This window comes from Neorhizobium sp. LjRoot104 (genome assembly GCF_964253725.1).
Taxonomy (GTDB): domain Bacteria; phylum Pseudomonadota; class Alphaproteobacteria; order Rhizobiales; family Rhizobiaceae; genus Neorhizobium.
The window spans coordinates 3,171,616-3,191,161 of the sequence record NZ_CAXURS020000001.1 but is presented as its reverse complement, the minus strand read 5'-3'; the positions used below and the strand labels follow the sequence as shown (position 1 = coordinate 3,191,161).

15 protein-coding genes are annotated in these 19,546 nt (G+C 63.7%); 1 reads left to right on the top strand and 14 read right to left on the bottom strand.

Features of this window, described 5'->3' with window-relative positions:
- Positions 1-39 precede the first annotated feature (39 nt).
- From cysG to ACSQ8R_RS16050, 9 genes are all read right to left on the bottom strand, one after another.
- The gene (gene cysG, locus ACSQ8R_RS16090) at positions 40-1,512 is read right to left on the bottom strand and encodes a siroheme synthase CysG (RefSeq protein ID WP_436254305.1); all 1,473 of its coding nucleotides are present in this window, start codon (positions 1,510-1,512) and stop codon (positions 40-42) included.
- Positions 1,484-4,138: a nitrate reductase gene (locus ACSQ8R_RS16085; protein ID WP_436254304.1), complete on the bottom strand. Its 2,655-nt coding sequence runs from the start codon at positions 4,136-4,138 to the stop codon at positions 1,484-1,486. The genes cysG and ACSQ8R_RS16085 overlap by 29 nt, the downstream gene beginning before the upstream one ends.
- 283 nt (positions 4,139-4,421) lie before the next feature.
- Complete coding sequence (gene nirD / locus ACSQ8R_RS16080) at positions 4,422-4,760, bottom strand: nitrite reductase small subunit NirD (RefSeq protein WP_436255496.1); 339 nt, start codon at positions 4,758-4,760, stop codon at positions 4,422-4,424.
- Between the two features lie 4 nt (positions 4,761-4,764).
- On the bottom strand, positions 4,765-7,227 hold the full coding sequence (nirB, locus tag ACSQ8R_RS16075; RefSeq protein WP_436254303.1) for a nitrite reductase large subunit NirB: 2,463 nt from the start codon (positions 7,225-7,227) through the stop codon (positions 4,765-4,767).
- A 5-nt stretch (positions 7,228-7,232) separates the two neighbouring features.
- Complete coding sequence (locus tag ACSQ8R_RS16070) at positions 7,233-8,030, bottom strand: ABC transporter ATP-binding protein (RefSeq protein WP_436254302.1); 798 nt, start codon at positions 8,028-8,030, stop codon at positions 7,233-7,235.
- Positions 8,031-8,041: 11 nt separating this feature from the next.
- Positions 8,042-8,935 (bottom strand): nitrate ABC transporter permease, encoded by an 894-nt coding sequence (ntrB, locus tag ACSQ8R_RS16065; protein WP_436254301.1) that lies wholly within the window; start codon positions 8,933-8,935, stop codon positions 8,042-8,044.
- A 63-nt stretch (positions 8,936-8,998) separates the two neighbouring features.
- Entirely contained in the window at positions 8,999-10,297 is a 1,299-nt protein-coding gene (locus ACSQ8R_RS16060; RefSeq protein ID WP_436254300.1) for a CmpA/NrtA family ABC transporter substrate-binding protein, read from the bottom strand.
- Between the two features lie 351 nt (positions 10,298-10,648).
- Positions 10,649-11,926 carry a CmpA/NrtA family ABC transporter substrate-binding protein gene (locus ACSQ8R_RS16055; RefSeq protein ID WP_436254299.1) on the bottom strand — a complete coding sequence of 426 codons (1,278 nt, stop codon included), beginning with the start codon at positions 11,924-11,926 and terminating at the stop codon, positions 10,649-10,651.
- A 37-nt stretch (positions 11,927-11,963) separates the two neighbouring features.
- Complete coding sequence (locus ACSQ8R_RS16050; protein ID WP_436254298.1) at positions 11,964-12,551, bottom strand: ANTAR domain-containing response regulator; 588 nt, start codon at positions 12,549-12,551, stop codon at positions 11,964-11,966.
- 152 nt (positions 12,552-12,703) lie between these two features.
- On the opposite strand from ACSQ8R_RS16050, the gene ACSQ8R_RS16045 reads away from it, so the two are divergent.
- Positions 12,704-15,157, top strand: a complete 2,454-nt coding sequence (locus ACSQ8R_RS16045) for a DNA translocase FtsK (RefSeq protein WP_436254297.1) — start codon at positions 12,704-12,706, stop codon at positions 15,155-15,157.
- A 171-nt stretch (positions 15,158-15,328) separates the two neighbouring features.
- Here the strand turns inward: ACSQ8R_RS16045 and ACSQ8R_RS16040 are convergent, their stop codons facing one another.
- The 5 genes from ACSQ8R_RS16040 to ACSQ8R_RS16020 form a co-directional block, all read right to left on the bottom strand.
- Positions 15,329-15,658: a hypothetical protein gene (locus tag ACSQ8R_RS16040; protein WP_436254296.1), complete on the bottom strand. Its 330-nt coding sequence runs from the start codon at positions 15,656-15,658 to the stop codon at positions 15,329-15,331.
- 29 nt (positions 15,659-15,687) lie between these two features.
- Entirely contained in the window at positions 15,688-16,857 is a 1,170-nt protein-coding gene (locus ACSQ8R_RS16035; protein ID WP_436254295.1) for a pyridoxal phosphate-dependent aminotransferase, read from the bottom strand.
- Positions 16,858-16,950: 93 nt separating this feature from the next.
- Positions 16,951-17,487, bottom strand: coding sequence for a flavin reductase family protein (locus ACSQ8R_RS16030; protein ID WP_436254294.1), 537 nt, complete (start codon positions 17,485-17,487; stop codon positions 16,951-16,953).
- The gene (locus tag ACSQ8R_RS16025) at positions 17,484-18,371 is read right to left on the bottom strand and encodes an aldo/keto reductase (protein WP_436255495.1); all 888 of its coding nucleotides are present in this window, start codon (positions 18,369-18,371) and stop codon (positions 17,484-17,486) included. The genes ACSQ8R_RS16030 and ACSQ8R_RS16025 overlap by 4 nt, the downstream gene beginning before the upstream one ends.
- Before the next feature lie 14 nt (positions 18,372-18,385).
- Positions 18,386-19,543, bottom strand: a complete 1,158-nt coding sequence (locus ACSQ8R_RS16020; RefSeq protein WP_436254293.1) for an LLM class flavin-dependent oxidoreductase — start codon at positions 19,541-19,543, stop codon at positions 18,386-18,388.
- Positions 19,544-19,546 lie beyond the last annotated feature (3 nt).

The window sequence follows — 19,546 nt, the reverse complement described above, 5'->3', positions numbered from 1 at the left end:
ACCTGTTGTTCAAGGGGCGGTCCGCCGCCCCTTTTTTCGTCAGGCGCTTGCCGCGGCCTGGTCGCTCCACCGCGTGCAGTCAGCGATATCCGCCTGGCGAAACACGTGGCCGATGCCGATCAGCACGGGTTCGTCGATGCCGATCTCTGCCATGGCCGCAGCCATGTCGTTCAGCCGTCCGGCCCAACGCCGCTCGTTCGGCCGGGTCACCGCGCTGACGATCACCACCGGCATGTCGTGCGTCATGCCGGCGTCCGTGAGCTTGCTCACAATCGCTCCCGCGGTACGCCCCGCCATGTAGTAGATGGTCGTGGTTCGTGGATCGGCGAGGCTTTTCCAGTCGAGATTGTCCGGCAGCACGCCCTTGCGCGAATGGCCGGTGACGAAGCGAACACCCTGCGCATGGTCGCGGTGGGTGAGCGACACGCCGAGCCGCGAAGCCATGGCGCTGGCCGAGGTGATGCCTGGCACGACATCGACCGCGATGCCCTCCCGCTCCAGGCACTCGATTTCCTCGCCGGCGCGGCCGAAGACCATCGGATCGCCGGATTTCAGGCGGACGACGCGTTTGCCGGCCTTGGCGAACCTCACCATCATGTCGTTGATGTCTTCCTGGCGGCAGCTCACCCGGCCACCTCGTTTGCCCACCAGCATGCGCTTTGCCTCGCGGCGCGCGAGTTCCAGCACCTCGTCGGAGACAAGGTCGTCGAACAGGATGACGTCAGCCGCCTGCAGGGCGCGCACCGCCTTCAATGTCAAAAGCTCTGCATCGCCCGGGCCGGCGCCGACGAGGGTGACGCGGCCCTTTTCGACCGAGGATGTCGCCAGGCGGCCCGCATCGGCTAGGATCGCGGCTTCGCTCTCCGATCCTGGGTCGCTGCCGAAAGCGCGGTCGACGAAACGTTCCCAGAAGGCGCGCCGCTGAGGGCCGGGGGCGAGGCGATCGTTGATCTTTTCCCGCAGCGCCTGGGCGAGTTCCGCCCAGCTTTTCAATGAGGCCGGCAGCAGGGTTTCGATGCGGCGGCGGATCGCCTGGGCGAGGATCGGGGCGGCGCCATCCGTCGAGATCGACACCACGACCGGCGAGCGGTTGACGATCGAACCGAACTGGAACTGGCAGAAGGAAGGCTTGTCGATGACGTTGACTGGCACGCCGGCTGTGCGGGCGGCATCGAAGAAGGCTCGCGCTTCCTCTTCGTCCTCGCAATCAGCAATCGCAATCGCCGCGCTTTCGAAAATCGAAGCGTTCCAGGCTTGCGGATGATGGATGAACTCGCCCTGCGGATGTTCCGCGCCGCGTCCGATCAGCCGTTCGAAAGTCTCGGAGAGCTCTTCCGCATAGACATGCACCTGCGCTCCGCAGGCGGCGAGAAGCTCTGCCTTCCAGGCAGCGGCATCCGATCCGCCGGCGACGACGACACGCCGGCCTTCGAGCGCCCAGAAGACCGGGAGTTTCGCAAGCGGCGCCATGCGGGCCGGCACCTCATTCCGCGGCTGCTGCAAGACATCCATCGATGATCCCCCTGATTTCGGCGCGGCAGGAGCCGCAATTGGTGCCGGCATTGGTTTCTCTCCCGACCGCCTCGACGCTGTGACAGCCGGCTCGCACGGCGCCGATGATCCGGTTGACGCCGACCGAAAAGCAGGAGCAGACGGTGGCGCCGGGGTCCGGCTGGTCGGCGCCGGGGCGACCGGCAACGATCGCGAAGCGCTTGCGCAGGTCGGCGTGTTCCACGGCAAGCTGGCCGATCGCCCAGTTGCGCGCGACAGCGACCGGCTCGTTCGCAAGGAAAAGTGCGGCAAGCAGCCTGCCGCCCTCGAAGAAGGCGAGGCGCAGGTCGCCGGATTGATGGTCGGCATAACCGAGCGGCTCGATCCCTGCCGGAATGGCAAAGGTGGCACGGCACCACGCCACCCAGTCCTCGACCGGGTCCGCGAAGGCGAGCTCGATCCGCCAGCCGCCGTCGGCCTTGGCGAGTGCCCAATAATCCGCCTGCGGGTTCAAGGGTTTGATGGCGGAAACGGCGAAGCCGTAGAAGCAAGCGGCGAATGGCCGGGCGGCAATCGCGACGTTCTTCGAGGCCGGCTGACCGGAAAACGGGTCGGTGACGGGCGCGACCAGCGCATCGACGCGGGCTTTCGCGGCGAACTGATCGTTCCAGTGCATCGGCACGAAGACGTTCCCGCGCGCCTGGCGTTCGGTAATAAGGGCGCGGACGACAGCCCTGCCGTGCGGGCTTTCGAGTTCGACCAGGCCGGCGCCGCGAATGCCGAGTTCCATCGCATCGCGCGGATGGATTTCCGCGAAGGGCTCGGCGATATGGCCCGAAAGCCTGGCACTTTTGGCCGTGCGCGTCATCGTGTGCCAGTGGTCGCGGATGCGGCCCGTGTTCAGGGTCAGAGGATATTTTTCGTTGGTGCGGTCGGTGGCCGGGGCCTGGACGGGGATGAAACGGGCCTTGCGGTCGGAATGATAAAAATCGCCATCGGCGAAGAAGCGGGTTTCGCACGGTGCGATGCCGGCTGATTGCGGCCACTGGAACGGTGTCAGCCTATTGTAGGCTGAACCGTCAACCCCGGCATATGCGCCGATATCGAAATCCCGGCCGCCGTCATTCTCGAAGGCCGACAGTGCCGCATGCTCGGCAAAGATCTCGGCAGCAGATCGGTACTCGAAACCGGCAAAGCCCATCCGCCTGCCGATTTCCGCCATCTGCCACCAGTCGGCCCTGGCCTGGCCGGGCGCGGAGAGGAACCAGCGCTGGCGGGAGATGCGGCGCTCCGAATTGGTGACGGTGCCGTCCTTTTCGCCCCAGCCGAGCGAAGGCAAGAGAACATGCGCGTGGCGGGCGGTATCGGTGTCGCGCAGAATGTCGGAGACAACCACGAAGGGACAGGTCTTGATGGCGGCCTCGACCGCATCGGCATCCGGCATGGAAACGACCGGGTTGGTCGCCATGATCCACAGCGCCTTGATCCGACCGTCGGCGACGGCGCGGAACATGTCGACGGCCTTCAGGCCCGGCTTTTCGACGATCGTCGGCGAAGCCCAGAAACGCTGTACCCGGTCGCGGTCTTCTGCGCTTTCGATCGCCATATGGGCGGCGAGCATGTTGGCGAGGCCGCCGACCTCGCGGCCGCCCATGGCGTTCGGCTGGCCGGTGAGGGAGAACGGTCCCATGCCCGGGCGCCCGATGCGGCCGGTGGCGAAGTGACAGTTGATGATCGCATTGACCTTGTCCGTTCCTGACGCCGACTGATTGACGCCCTGACTATAACAGGTGACGACCTTCTCGGTCGTTTCGAACAGGCGGAAGAATTCGCGAAGCTGCATGGCGGGAAGGCCGGTGCGTTCCATGAGCTCGGTGAACGAGAGGGCGGAAGCGGCAGTGAAAGCTTCGCCAAATCCTTGCGTATGGGCGCCGATATAGTTCTGGTCGATGGCCGGGCTTTGCGCCAGATGGGCGAGCAGGCCCATGAACAGCGCCACGTCGCCGTCCGGCCGGATGCCCAGATGCAGGTCGGCTATATCGCAGGTCATCGTCCGGCGCGGATCGATGACGACGACCTTCATGGCCGGCCGTGCGGCCTTGGCGGCGGCCAGCCGCTGATAGATCACCGGATGGCACCAGGCGAGGTTGGAGCCGGTGAGGATCACCAGATCGGCGAGCTCGATATCCTCGTAGGTTCCGGGAACGGTATCGGATCCGAAAGCGCGGCGGTGGCCGGCGACGGACGACGACATGCAGAGCCTTGAATTGGTGTCGATATTGCCCGAGCCGATGAACCCCTTCATCAGCTTGTTGGCGACGTAATAGTCTTCGGTCAGCAACTGGCCGGAGACGTAGAAGGCGACCGAATCCGGCCCGTGTTCGGCAATGGTTTCCGAGAATTTTTTCGCGACGAGATCGAGCGCCTCGTCCCAATCCGTCTGCCTGCCGTCGATTTCAGGGTCAAGGACGCGCCCGTCGAGATCAATTGTTTCGGCCAGCGCCGAGCCCTTCGAGCAGAGCCGGCCGAAATTGGCCGGATGCTCGGGGTCACCCTTGACCGTTACGGCGCCAGAGTCCGCCACTGTGGCGATGACGCCGCAGCCGACGCCGCAATAGGGGCAGGTGGTTTTGGTTTCAGTGGGCATGGGGGTGCCCCCTTAGACGGCTGCGGGTGTGGCCACCCCCCTCAAGGCGGGAGTTATCGCATATGGAACGTGAGGTGGTGCGGCATTCCGAACCCTCCCCCTTGTGGGGAGGGTGGCCGGCAGGCGGGAGGGGTTTTCGCGTGGAGCCAAGACCCCTCCCCAACCCCTCCCCACAGGGGGGAGGGGCTCCACGCAGCCTCGCACCTCCATATGCGATAGCCCCGCCCTGGAGGGTGGAAACGTCCGGCAGGACAGAGGGGGGTGTCTCCGCACGCATCAGGAGCTACTCCGCCGCCGCCAGCATCTGATTCTCAAGTGCGATGAAGAGCTTGCCGTCCTCGTTGCGGACCGGGATGGTGCGCACCTCGCCTTCGTCCGCGCCGAGCGCCTTGCCCGTCTCCAGCGAGATTACCCAGTTGTGCAGCGGGCAGGTGACCGACGTGCCGTGAACGATGCCCTCCGAGAGAGGCCCGCCCTTATGCGGGCAGCGATTTTCGATCGCATAGACATCGTGTTCGCCGGTGCGGAAGACGGCGATCTTCATCAGGGGTGTCTTCACGCAACGCGCGCCAAGCAGCGGTATGTCGGAAATGTCGCCGATCGGGTGCCAGTTCATGTCCATCTCCTCACTCGGCTGCATGCGAATAACCGACTGTTGCCATCGGCTTGAACTCGTGTTTGTCCTTGCCGGAGACGCGCTCCGACCAGGGATCGACCTGGGCGAATTTCTGGGAGAAGACAAAGCGCTCGTAATAGGCCTGGCGCTTCTCCGTATCGGTCATGATCTGCCGGCGGATCTCGTCGAGGCCGATGCGCTTGGCCCATTTGTAGATGCGCTCCAGGTAGCGGCCCTGTTCGCGGTACATCTGCGTGAGCGCGACGATATGTTCGAGCGCCTCGTCCTCGGTCTTCACCAGCCCGAGCACTTCCGTGCCCTTGATGTCGAGGCCGGCGGCGCCGGCAAAATGGATCTCGAACCCTGAGTCCACGCAGATGACGCCGATGTCCTTGCAGGTCGCCTCGGCGCAGTTGCGCGGACACCCGGAGACGGCCAGCTTCAGCTTGGCCGGTGTCCAGGAGCCCCACATGAATTTCTCGATGCGGATGCCGAGACCGGTCGAATCCTGGGTGCCGAAGCGGCACCAGTCGGAACCGACGCAGGTTTTCACGGTGCGCAGGCCCTTGGCATAGGCCTGGCCGGAGATAAAACCGGCCTTGCCGAGATCGGCCCAGACGGCAGGCAGGTCTTCCTTTTCGATGCCCAGCAGATCGATGCGCTGGCCGCCGGTCACTTTCACCATCGGGATTTCGAACTTGTCGACCACGTCGGCGATGGCGCGCAATTCGCTCGAATTGGTGACGCCGCCCCACATGCGCGGCACGACGGAATAGGTGCCGTCCTTCTGGATGTTGGCGTGGACGCGTTCGTTGATGAAGCGCGACTGGTAGTCGTCGGCATATTCATCCGGCCAGTCGCAGACGAGGTAGTAGTTGAGCGCCGGGCGACACTTGGCGCAGCCGCAGGATGTCTTCCATTCGAGTTCCTGCATGACGGCCGGAATGGTCTTCAGGCCCTTCGCCTTGATCAGGCGGCGGACGTCGTCATGGCCGAGTTCGGTGCAGGTGCACATCGGCTGCACGGCCTTCGGGTTGTAGGCGTCGCCGAGCGTCAGAGCCATCAGCTGTTCGACGAGGCCGGTGCAGGTGCCGCAGGAAGCGGACGCCTTGGTGTGGGCGCGCACGTCGTCGAGCGACGTCAGGCCCTTGGCGGTGATGGTCGAGGTGATCTTGCCCTTGCAGACGCCGTTGCAGCCGCAGATTTCCGCATCATCCGGCAAGGCTGCAACGGCCGCCATAGGGTCCAGCGGGGACCCTCCCTGGTAGGCCTGGCCGAAGATCAGCGTGTCGCGCATCTCCGAGATATCGGTCGCCTTCTTCTTCAGGTCGTTGAACCAGGCGCCGTCGGAGGTCTCGCCGTAAAGGACGGTGCCGATGATGCGGTTGTCCTTCAGAACGAGGCGCTTGTAGATGCCGGCGGTGGCATCGCGCAGCACGATTTCCTGGCGGTCGTCGCCATCGGCGAAATCGCCGAGGGAATAGAGGTCGATGCCGGTGACCTTGAGCTTGGTCGGCGTATCGGAATGCACGAAGGCCGGCTTCGTGTCGCCCGCCAGATGCGAGGCGGCGATGCGGGCCATCTCGTAGAGCGGGGCGACGAGGCCGTAGACCATGCCGCCCACTTCGGCGCATTCGCCGATGGAATAGATGTCGCCGTCCGAGGTCTGCATGCCGGCATCGACGACGATGCCGCGATTGACCGCAAGGCCTGCTTCCTTGGCGAGACCGGCGCTCGGCCGGATGCCGACGGCCATGACCACCAGCGTCGCCGGAATGATCGTGCCGTTGTCGAGTTCGACGCCCTCGACCTTGCCATTGCCGATGATCTGCTTGGTGTTGGCCTTGCAGATCACCTTGATGCCGCGTTCCTCGACCGCCTTCTGCAGCAGGTAACCGGCAGCCGGATCGAGCTGGCGCTCCATCAGCGTCGGCATCACATGCAGCACCGTCACGTCCATGCCGCGCTGGGCAAGGCCGGCGGCAGCTTCGAGGCCGAGCAGGCCGCCGCCGATGACAATCGCCTTTTCGCGCGACTGGGCGGCGAGCAGCATGGCCTGGACGTCGTCGAGGTCGCGATAGGTGATGACGCCCGGCAGGTCCTTGCCCGGTACCGGGATGATGAAGGGCACCGAGCCGGTGGCGATCACCAGCTTGTCGTAGCTCTCGGTGACGCCGTGATCCGAAGTGACGGTCTTGGCGGCGCGGTCGATGGCGACGATCTTGTGGCCCTTGTAGAGCGTGATGCCGTGGTCGATGTACCAGCCGTCGCCGTGGATGACGATCTGCTCGAAGCTCTTTTCGCCGGAGAGAACCGGCGAGAGCATGATGCGGTCATAGTTGACGCGCGGCTCGGCGTTGAAGATCGTGACGCTGTAGCGGCCGGGCGCCTGTTCGAAGAGATGTTCAAGCATGCGCCCCGGGGCCATGCCATTGCCGATGATGACGAGTTTTTCAATCCGTGTTTCTGGCATGGTCGTTACTCCGCGGCTTCGACGAAGCGGTGGCGTTCGTAGAGGAATTTCAGCACCGCCTCGCGGCACTTGAGATAGGTTCGGTCGGAGGCGAGCTCGATGCGGTTGCGCGGCCGGGGAATGGTGACGTCGAGGACTTCGCCGATCCTGGCGGCCGGGCCGTTGGTCATCATCACGATGCGGTCGGACAGCAGCACCGCCTCGTCTACATCGTGGGTGATCATCACCATCGTGTTGCCGAGCCGCGAGTGGATCTCCATGACGGCATCCTGCAGATGGGCGCGGGTCAGCGCGTCGAGCGCGCCGAAGGGCTCGTCGAGCAGCAGGATCTTCGGCTCCATGGCGAGCGCCCGGGCGATGCCGACGCGCTGCTTCATGCCGCCCGAAATCTCGGAGGGGCGCTTGTCCTTGGCATGTCCCATCTGCACCAGATCGAGATTGGCCATGACCCATTCGTGGCGTTCGGCCCTGCTCTTGGTGCGGCCGAAGACTTTCGAGACGGCCAGGTTGACGTTTTCGTAGACGGTCAGCCAGGGCAGCAGCGAATGGTTCTGGAAAACGACGGCGCGTTCCGGACCCGGCGCATTGACCTCGCGGTTTTCGAGCAGGACCGCGCCTGCGGAGACGGGCGTCAGGCCGGCAATGAGGTTCAGAAGCGTGGACTTGCCGCAGCCGGAATGGCCGATGATCGAGACGAACTCGCCTTTTCCGATCGTCAGGTTGATGTCCTTCAGCACCTCGGCGCGATTGCCGCCGCGGTCGAAATGTTTGTCGATATGGTCGAGCTTGAGATAGGCGTTCATGGGTCCGCTCCTCAGTTTGCCGAAGCGCCGCGGGTGATGATCTTGCCGAGCGCGGAGACCAGCTTGTCGAGGGCAAAGCCGACGATGCCGATATAGGCGAGGGCAACGATGATGTCGGGCAGGCGCGACGAGTTCCACGCATCCCAGATGAAGAAGCCGATGCCGACGCCGCCGGTCAGCATTTCAGCGGCGACGATGGCCAGCCACGAGAGGCCGATGCCGATCCTGAGGCCCGTGAAGATGTATGGGGCTGCGGAGGGCAGCATGATCTTGAAGAAGAATTCGAACTGGTTCAGCCTCAGCACCTGCGCGACGTTGCGGTAATCCTGCGGTATGTTGCGCACGCCGACGGCGGTGTTGATGATCACCGGCCAGATCGAGGTGATGAAGATCACGAAGATAGCCGAGGGGTTCGAGTCCTGGAACGCGGCGAGCGACAGCGGCAGCCAGGCAAGCGGCGGCACGGTGCGCAGCACCTGGAAGATCGGGTCAAGACCGCGCATCGCCCAGATCGACTGGCCGATGACTGCACCAATCAGCACCCCGGCGACAGATGCAAGCCCGAACCCATAGGCGACACGCTGCAGCGACACGAGGACGCGCAGTCCCAGGCCGATATCCTGCGACCCGTTGTAGAAGAACGGCGAAACGATCAGGTCGTAGCTTTCCTGCCAGACGACATGCGGCGACGGGAGCGAGGCGCCCGGCGCCGAACAGAGGACCTGCCAGACCAGCAGGATCAGCGCCAATACGATGACCGGTGGTACGACGTTACGCAGTGTCGCCATGCCGAGGTGCTTGAAATCGATCCTCGAAACAGGCTTGCCGGAAAAAGGAACGATTTTGGCTGCCGGTTTTGCGGCGGCGATTGCGGAGACATTTTCTTTTTTTGCCAGGGCGGACATGCGCGCGCTCCTCAGAAAGGGAAAAAGGCCGGCGCGTGCGTCCACGCGCCGGAGGTGGGGAAATCAGGACGCCGCCTTGATGGAGAGGCTGTCGAGATAGGCCGAGGGGTTTTCCGGATCGAAGACCTTGCCGTCGAAGAAGGTTTCCTTGCCGCGCGAAGAGGAAGCCGGAATGTCGGCTGCCGCGACGCCGAGATCCTTGGCCGCGTTGCGCCAGATGTCCTCGCGGTTCACCTGGTTGACCAGCGCCTTGATGTCGGTGTCTGCGGGGAGGTAACCCCAGCGGATATTCTCGGCGAGGAACCAGCTGTCGTGGCTCTTGAACGGGAAGGAGGCATGGTTCCTCCAGAATTTCATGAACAGGCTGGTGCCCTTCACGTCGCGGCCGTTGCCGTAGTTGATGTCGCCCTTCAGGCGGCCGAGGACGTCCTTGGGGGGCACGTTGAACCACTGGCGCTTTCCGAGGATGTCGGCCATCTCTTCCTTGTTGGCCATGCTGTCGGCCCATTGCTGGGCTTCCATCACGGCCATCAGCAGGGCCTTGGCGGCATTTGGGTTCTTCTCGACCCAGTCGGCACGCAGTCCAAGCGCCTTCTCCGGATGGCCTTTCCAGAGCTCGCCGGTGGTGGTGGCGGTGAAGCCGATGCCCTGGTTGACGAGCTGTTCGTTCCAGGGTTCGCCGACACAGAAGACGTCCATGTTGCCGACCTTCATGTTCGCCACCATCTGCGGCGGCGGCACGACGATGGTCGAGACGTCCTTGTTGGGATCGATGCCGCCGGCGGCAAGCCAGTAGCGGATCCAGAGGTCGTGGGTGCCGCCCGGGAAGGTCATGGCGGCCTTGATCTCCTTGCCCTCGGCCTTCTTCTTCTCAAACGCCGCCTTCAGCTTGGAGGCGTCGAGCTGCACGCCGGTGTCGGCATATTCCTTGGCGACCGAGATGCCCTGGCTGTCGAGGTTGAGGCGGGCAAGGATCGCCATCGGCACGGGCTTGTTGTTCTGGGTCACCTTGCCGGTGTGCATGAGGTAGGGCATCGGGGTCAGAATATGAGCTCCGTCGATGCCGTTCGAAGCGCCGCCGAGCACGAGGTTGTCGCGCGTGGCACCCCAGGAGGCCTGCTTGGCGACATCGACCTCCGGCAGGCCGTATTTTTCGAAGAGACCTTTTTCCTTGGCGATGATCAGTGGGGCAGCGTCGGTGAGCGCGATGTAGCCGAGCTTGACGCCCTTGACTTCCGGGCCGGCCGCAGCAGCGAAGGCGCCGGACGGGAATGCGGTCTTGACGGCGCCGACAAGGGCGGCGGTGGCTGTGGTCTTGATCAGGCTACGGCGGGTGATGCCGCTCGTCAGAATCTTGGTCATGCGCAGGTTCCCTCTGCTGGTTCTTCAAGAATTCAGGCACAAAAAAACGCCGCTTGGAGATTGCGCCCGCGGAAACTGGGAGGAGTTTCCGGGCAGCAAAAACCTTGCGACGTCGATGTCTTTGGAAGCGCTTATGGCGCGCTCATCTGCCCCGATCGCCGTTGACTGGGGCGATTACTGATAAGCAAGCAGCGTGCCAAGTTGGGTGATATTGATTAATGCGTTGAAAAGGAACGCATTTTTCTGATGCGAAAGTTCTGGCTTAAATTGTCGGCAACCGGTGCGGCTGCAACATTTTTGTGCGTCTGCTAAATCGAATGCGCGCAATTGCTGTGCAGCGCATCTCCGGTTTCAAATTTCATGACGGTCGGGATGGGCTGCGAGTGCGCTGCTGACGGCGAAATTTTCGACATAGTTCGCCATCCTGGAAGGGTCGAACACATGGCCGTCCATAAAACGGTCGCCGTCCCGGTCTCCTTCGATGCCGACGTCCGGTTCCGTCGGTCCGATACCGAGCGCTGCCCGGTAAAGATCGGGGCGATAGGCCGCGGCGGCGATACGCAAGCCGTCCTCGCTGAACTCCACCTGGCCCCAGCGGATCATCTGACTGTAGAGCCACAATGCATGGCTCGGCCGCGGATAGTTTGCAAATCCGCGGTGGAAGGTGAAATAATCGGCAATGACGCGGCGGTTTCCCTTGGCATCCAGGTTGAAGGCGCCCGACAGCACGTGGCGGATGATATCGACTGGTGCGGCGATAAAACGTGGGGACGCGAGTACTTCGGCGAGCGAGTCGTAGTTCTCCGCCCTGTCGCACCAGCGGGCCGCGGCATCGAGGGCGACGATGAGGCGGGAGACTATCTCGGGATGGCTTTCGGCCCATTCTGGCCGCATGGCGATGACTTTTTCCGGCGCCGAGGGCCAGATATCCTGCTTGGCGGCGACGATGCGGCCGACGCCGCGTTCGGATGCGACCATGTTCCATGGCGCGCCGACGCAGAAGCCGTCAATGGCGCCGGCTGCCAATGCATCGGAGGTCATCGGCGGCGGCACGACGACGAGTTTCACATCCGTGTCCGGGTTTATTCCGCCGGCTGCAAGCCAGTAGCGGAATTCGTAGTTGTGGGAGGAGAAGGGATAGGTCACGCCGAACATCGGCAGTGCTTCACCGCGTTCCCTCATGGCTTCGAGCACCTTGGCGAGCGCCTTTGCGTTCTCCAGTGCGCTTGCGGTTTCCGATATTGCGCCCACCTCGCGCATGCGCTCGAAAAGCCGCGTCGAAAGGGTGATCGCATTGCCGCCGCGACCGAGCGAAAACGGCGTGATCGTCGGCGAGGGGTTGGAGCCGAGGCCGAGCATGGAGGCGACCGGCATCGGCGACAGCATGTGGGCGATGTCGAACTGACGGAAGGCGAGGCGGTCGCGGACGTTGGCCCAGGAGACGTCCTTGACGAGATCGAGGGTCAGCCCCTCCTTGGCGGCGAAGCCGAATTCGGCGGCGGCGATCAGCACGGAAGCATCGACCAGCGGAATGAAGCCGGCGCGCAGGACCTTCGGCCCCTCGCCATTGGCGCGCACGGGGGCGGCGAGATTGGTTCCGGATCGGTCTGTCTTGGTCATCATGTTCACTCCGGCTCTCTCCCGGACATTTCGGTACCCGGAGCCATCACATCAACAGGCCCGCGGCCGTCACCACGCTCTGGGCGATATCCGAGATCTTCTTCTTTTCGTTCATTGCCGTCTGGCGCAGCAGCGCAAACGCATCTTCTTCCGACAGCCCGCGCATCTTCATCAAAATGCCTTTGGCCCGCTCGATCACCTTGCGCTCTTCGAGCGCCGATTTAGCCTCGGCGAGTTCCCGCTGAAGCCGGCTGAAGGCGTTGAAGCGGCTGACCGCCATGTCGAGGATCGCCTTGACGCGCTCCTTCTTGAGCCCGTCGACGACATAGGCCGACACACCCGCATCCATCGCCGCCTCGATCAGTGCCGTATCGGAGCGATCGACGAACATGGCGATCGGCCGGCTGACGGTGCGGGTCAGCTGGAACAGATGCTCCATCATGTCGCGGTTGGGGTTCTCGATATCGATGACGATAACGTCCGGCTTCAGCGTTTCGATGATGCGCGCGACGCCCTGGACCTCGTGGATGACGGTGACATTGCTATGCCCAGCCTCCCGCAGCCCTTCCTCGATGATGGAAGCGCGGATGGCATTTTCATCGATAACCAGAATGGTAAGATCGGGTGGCGGCATTCTTATAGTGATGACGCAGCGCAGCAATCTTGGCAAGGGTGACCGCTGCTGCGATCAATTCATGACATCATTCGCCGCTCGGAAAGAACCGGTTAACCTTTATTTTCTACTTCCTGTGAGAATGTGCCCTTCCCGTATCTCGTCTGGTTGTCATGCAGTTCTCACGCAATAATCACCCTCAGAGTTCTGACCTTTCCAACGCCGAAGACGACGCTGTCGACCCGGCGCAGCAGGCTCGTCCCTCGCAGAGCCTTGCCGATTTCAACCAGCCGGTCCTGGAGCAGGCGCCTTGGCAGGCGGCTTTCCGGCTGGCGCCGAACGTGCGGTTCACCCGCACGCCCGAAAGCGTGCTGGTCCGCAAGCCAAATGCCGGACAGGCTCACGAGGAGCCGGTGCCGGCGCCATTGCCCGAGGAGATCGAGGTCATTCCCTCCGAGGTGTTTTTGACGGCCGTTGCGCATGATTCGCCGGTGACCTACCAGCCATCCGCCGCTCCGCTCGAACAGATCGCAGGCCTGCAGCAGCTTGCAGCGACGATGCGCTACCATGTGCCGGAAACCCATCCGGTCATCGTCACCCATCCCGAGCCGGTTCAGGAAGCCGCGCCCCCGGTCCCCCCCCGCCAGGATATCGCGATCTCCGACTTCGCCTTCTGGGACGCCATGCCGTTCGAGCTCGAAGGGCCAGTGGTCATCGAGGCCCAACTCCTGCCGAGCGAACCGGAAATCCTGCCGGCCATCGTTGCGCAGCCGGGCGCGCCCGTCACCGACCTCTATCGCGAAGTGCCGCGCCGGACTGCAGCCAGAGCCGTCGTGGTCGCGCCGTCTCCGAGACCGGAGCCGGTCAAGGCGCCCGAGCCTGTGGCCCCGCTCCGGGTCGCTCCGCACCGCGTGGTCAAAGCCAAGGCACAGGTCGTCGTCGAGCCTGTGCCCGCGCCTGTCGTGCAGCAGGCACCGGTACCCGCGCCGGTCGTGGCCGCCGAACCTGCTCCCGTACAACCTGCCCCCGTCCAGCCCGAAATCGCGCGCCCGCGCTCCGTGCGGCCGGCAGAGGCGGAATACGAATTCCCGCCGATCTCGCTCCTGCAGGAACCGCAGGGCGAGCGCGGCCAGGCGATGCAGCCCGATGCGCTGCAGCAGAGCGCCGGCCTGCTCGAAAGCATTCTCGAGGATTTCGGCATTCGCGGCGAGATCATCGACGTCCGGCCGGGTCCGGTCGTGACGCTCTACGAATTCGAGCCGGCGCCGGGCGTCAAATCCTCGCGCGTCATCGGCCTTGCGGACGATATCGCCCGCTCGATGTCGGCGCTGTCGGCCCGCGTCGCCGTGGTGCCCGGCCGCAACGTGATCGGCATCGAGCTGCCGAACGCGACCCGCGAAACCGTGTATTTCCGCGAGCTGATCGAATGCGAGGACTATTGGGAAACCAAGCATCGCCTCGCGCTCTGCCTCGGCAAGACGATCGGCGGCGAACCGGTCATCGCGGAACTTGCGAAGATGCCGCACCTGCTGGTCGCCGGCACCACCGGTTCGGGCAAGTCGGTCGCCATCAACACGATGATCCTGTCGCTTCTCTACCGGCTGCGGCCTGAGGAATGCCGGCTGATCATGATCGATCCGAAGATGCTGGAGCTCTCCGTCTATGACGGCATTCCGCACCTTCTGACCCCTGTCGTGACCGATCCCAAGAAGGCCGTCCTGGCGCTGAAATGGGCGGTTCGCGAGATGGAGGATCGCTACAAGAAAATGTCGCGGCTGGCCGTGCGCAATATCGACGGCTACAACCAGCGCGCCGCGAGTGCCCGCGAAAAAGGCGAGGTGATCACCGTCAGCGTCCAGGCGGGCTTCGACCGGCAGAACGGCGAGATCCTCTACGAAGAGCAGGAGATGGACCTCTCGCCGATGCCTTATATCGTCGTCATCGTCGACGAGATGGCCGACCTGATGATGGTCGCCGGCAAGGATATCGAAGGCGCGATCCAGCGGCTGGCGCAGATGGCGCGCGCCGCCGGCATCCACCTGATCATGGCGACGCAGCGTCCTTCGGTCGATGTCATCACCGGCACGATCAAGGCCAATTTCCCGACCCGCATCTCCTTCCAGGTCACCTCGAAGATCGACAGCCGCACGATCCTCGGCGAACAGGGTGCCGAGCACCTTCTCGGCCAGGGCGACATGCTGCACATGGCCGGCGGCGGGCGGATTTCCCGCGTGCATGGCCCGTTCGTCTCGGATGCCGAAGTCGAGCTGGTGGTCCGCCACCTCAAGACCCAAGGCCGGCCGGACTATCTCGGCACGGTCACCGAGGACGAAGACGACGAGGAAGACGAGGACGTATCGAGCCAGGAAGCCGTGTTCGACAAGAGCGCGATGGGCGGAGACGACAGCGACGAGCTTTACGACAAGGCCGTCAAGGTGGTCATGAAGGACCGCAAGTGCTCGACTTCCTACATCCAGCGCCGCCTTTCGGTCGGTTACAACCGCGCCGCCTCGCTGGTCGAACGCATGGAGCAGGAAGGTCTGGTCGGGCCGGCCAACCATGTCGGCAAGCGCGAGATCATCGCCGGCGGCCGGTCTAGTACCGCGTCGGAGGATTTTGGGGACTAAGGCGTGCCCTCCAGGCTCCTCATCCCTGTGCTTGTCACAGGGATCCAGCCAGCCCAAGTCTTTGGGCTGGGAGGAGTCTTCCACCGCGCCGACGCGCGGTTGCTGGATTCCTGTGTCAAGCACAGGAATGAGGGTTGATGGGTGGAAAGTTCTGCCCGGATATTCACGTTCTTACCGCTGACGGCAGATGAAGGGCAGGAAGCTGCTCGCCGTACCGAAATTCATGGCGGCCATGGTCAGGGCATTGGCGAGCTTGATCTCTTGGGGCGAGTGCGGGCAGACATCCGCACCGCTCGAACATCCGTCGGCGATGAATTTCTCGTTGCCCTTGATGAAGTCGTCGCCGACGCCGTCGAGCCCGATGAAATCCTTCGCCTGGCTCCAGGCGCGCTCGTAGCGCACGCATTTTTCCTTGGCCCAGGCCTTGACTTCAGTGTCCTCGGCGCGGGCGGTACTGAAACCGGTCAAAGCAACGGCAAGGATCAGCAGAATTCTGGTCATCCGGTGTCCGGTCCGATGGTTCCGGTGAATTACCGGCCGCGGATATAGTCGCTGAGCCGGTTCGCCGCGTCCTCCACCTGTAGCGGATCGCGCAGGAAGCAGGCTCGCATGAAACCCTGTCCACCCGGGCCGAAGGCGGTTCCCGGCGCGAGGCCGACGCCGGTCTTGTCGACAATCCTGAACGCCTCCTCGCGGCTGTCGGTGACGCCGTCGATCTTCAGGAAGGCGTAGAGCGCGCCGGCGGGCTTCAGCGTTTCCACCCGGTTGGTGGCGATCAGCGCATCGCAGAGGATGTCGCGGGATTTTCGCGCCCGCTCGATATTGGTGCGGATGAAGTCGTCGCCCTGCTCGAGGGCGGCAATCGCGCCCTTCTGCATGAACTGGGCGACGCCCGAGGTCGAGTACTGGATGAGGTTGGTCAGCGTCTGGCCGATTTCCGTCGGCGCCACCATCCAGCCGACCCGCCAGCCGGTCATGCACCAGTTCTTCGAGAAGGAATTGGCGAAGATGATCCGGTCTTCCGGTTCCATGATGTCCATGAGTGATGGCGCGCGGGCGCCTTCGAAATAATAGAGGCCGTAGATTTCGTCGGCGATGATCCACAGGCCATGCTTGCGGGCAAGATCGAGGATCGCCTTGAGATCGTCATGGGTGGCGGTCCAGCCGGTCGGGTTGGACGGCGAGTTGATGAAGAGCGCGCTGGTCTTCGGGGTGATCGCCGCCTTCAGCCGCTCGATATCGAGCATCCAGCGGCCGTCCACAAAAGCCAGCTCTGCCGGAACGGCCTTTGCCTCGGAGACGCCGATCGAGTTCACCACATTCGGCCAGGCCGGTGTCAGATAAACGATCTCGTTGCCGGCGGAGGCGACCGTCTGGATGGCGAGCACGATCGATTGCATGCCGGAACCGGTGACGTAGATATTGTCGACCGACAGATCCTTTGCATAGTGCCGCTGGTAATAGCGCACGATCGCTTCGCGGAGCGCCGGAATGCCTTGCGTCCAGGTGTAGAAGGTTTCGCCGGCAAGCAGCGCCTCGCTGGCGGCGCGGGTGATGAAATCGGGGGTCGGCAGGTCGCCTTCGCCGATCCAGAGCGGCATCAGGTTTTCGCGGCCTCGGGCATAGGTAACGATTTCGCCAATGCCGCTGCGGGGCGCTGCCGCGGCGCGGGCGCTGATCTCCGGTCTGATGATTGTCATGGATTGCCCTGTCGATCTCGGCTGGTTTGTCGCAAAACTGACTTGGCCCAACCGCGCCCGCGGGTCAATATTTCCGGCGCCGGATTTTGTTCTTTACTGGCTGGTGGTGCTCGCGAAGCGTCCGAAGGTGCCGCGCGAGAAACACAAAGGATCGCCTTCCCGGTGGGCAGCGCGCAGCACCCGCCCGAGGATCAGCGTATGATCGCCGGCATCGTGCATCGAGGAGAGCTCGCATTCGAAGCGAGCCAGCGTGCCGGGTATGACCGGCACGCCTTCGTGGTTCTGGTTCCAGCAAAGCTCCTCGAACCCGAGGCCGCCGCGCGTGAAGCGGGCGCTCAAGCGATCCTGGTCGGCGCTCAGCACATGGATGGCGAAATGGCCGGCCGCCGTGAACGCCGCGTGGCGCGACGAACTTTTGGCTGGCGACCAGAGCACCAGCGGCGGATCGAGCGACACCGAAGCGAAGCTGTTGACCGTCATGCCGATCGGGCCATCCGGAGTCGTTGCCGTCACCACAGTAACCCCGGTCGTGAAGGCCCCGAGCGCGTTGCGATAATGCCGCGCGGTCGATGCGTCCGGAATGAAGATCTGTTCGCTGGAGATGCTTGCGGTGTCGGCAGTGATCATCATGGTACCTGCTTTCCGATTGCGGCTGTGTAGAGTTCGAACCAGGTCTGGCGATCGATCGTCACCTTCGCGGCGTCGGCGATCGTGGCGATACGGCTGAGATTGTTGGTGCCGAGCACCGGCAGGATGGCGGCGGGATGGGCGAGCAGCCAGGCGACCGCGACGGCTGTGGCATCGACGCCCTGTTCCGTCCCGATCCGCTCAAGGACCGACATTAGGCCTTCATTGGTGAAAAGCGAGCCGCCGCCGAGCGGCGACCAGGCCATCGGCGCGATGCCGCGTTCCTGCAGCCAGGCGAGGTCGCCATTGGTGAAGGCATCTGCCGCGACAAGGCTGAGCTCGATCTGGTTGGTGACCAGTTCTGCCTCCATGGAGGATTGCAGCAGGGAGAAATCCCAGGGGCGGAAATTCGAAACGCCGACAGCGCGCACCTTGCCGGATACGACCAGCGCGTCGAGCGCCGGGCCCGTCTCGTCCGGATCCATGAACGGGTCGGGCCGGTGGATCAGGAGGAGATCGATATGGTCGGTGGCCATGTCGCGCAGCGAGGCCTCGACCGAGGCGTTGATATGCGCGGCGCTGGTATCGTAGTGCTTGCCGCGGACGGCGGAATGGCGGCCGGCCGGCGCGACGATGCCGCATTTGGTGACGATCTCGATTTTGTCACGCAGCGAAGGCGAGGCTTTCAGCGCCCCGCCGAAAATCGCTTCCGCCGTATAGCCGCCATAGATGTCGGCCTGGTCCATGGTGGTGATGCCCTGCGCCAGGCAGGCTTCGATCTTCGCCTGGACATGTTTCGGCGAGGTATCGGCGTCGTCGCCGATCCGCCACATGCCGTAAACCAGGCGGCTGAGCTGCAGCTCGGGCGAAAGTTGAATGCGGTCCAGGTGGTGAGGGGTCATCAGTGTCGTCTCCCGTTGCCGAGCGGCGTTGCGGGTGTCTCGGCCGGCACGCGGCCATAGGCATGCGGCAGTGAACAGGTCTTGAGCTCGGGCAGCACCTTCTGGCCGAAATGTTCCGCTTCGTCGAGATGCGGGTAGCCCGAAAAGATGAAAGCCCGGATGCCCATCTTCTTGTAGGCCTCGATTTCCGAAAGCACCTGGTCGGCGGAGCCGACAAGTGCCGCGCCGCAGCCGGATCGGGCCCGGCCAATGCCAGTCCAGAGGTGAGGTTCGACATAGCCGAACTTGTCGGCAAGCTCGCGAGCCTTGGCCTGGTGCGAGACGCCGAGCGAGGTGCTGTCATGGGCGCGGCTGCGGATCAACTGGCCGTATTCGTCGTCCAGTCTGGAGACCAGATGCTCCGCATAGTCGCGGGCTTCCTTCTCCGTGTCGCGGACGATCATGTGGATGCGCAGGCCGTAGTCGAGCGTCCGGCCATGGGCGGCGGCGCGGGCGTGGACTGCCTTCATGCGCTCGGCCAACTGGTCCCTGGTTTCCGGCCACATCAGGTAAACGTCGCATTGGGCGCCGCAGAGCTCAAGCGCATCCGGCGAATAGCCGCCGAAGTAAAGAAGCGGGCCGCCGTTCTGCTGGTAGGGCCTTGCCGGCTCGGTGGAGACGCCCTTGAAATTGTAGACTTCGCCCTCGTGATCGATCGTGTCGCGGGTCCAGGCCTGTCGGAGGATCTGCACGACCTCGTGGCTGCGGCGATAACGGAAGGCGCTGTCGGCGACTTCGCCGGGGAAATCGGAGCTGATGACGTTGAGCGTCAGCCGGCCCTTCAGCATGTGGTCGAGGGTAGCGATGGTGCGGGCGAGCATGATCGGCTGCATCTCGCCGCAGCGGATCGCGGCCAGCAGATTGATCCTGTCCGTGATTTGCGAGGCGGCGGCGGCGAAACTCAGCGTATCCTGGCCGACCTGGTAGGATGAAGGGCAGAGGATGTTGCGGAAGCCGAGCGCCTCCGTGCGCCTGACGATGTCGGAACAATGTTCCCAGCTGGATCTCAGCGCGTCGTCGGGGACGCCGAGATAGGCGTAGTCGTCCGAACATAGGGCCGCGAACCAGGATACTTCGGCCGCATCGAGATCCGGGGATGTTATAGGCACGATAGTCATCAA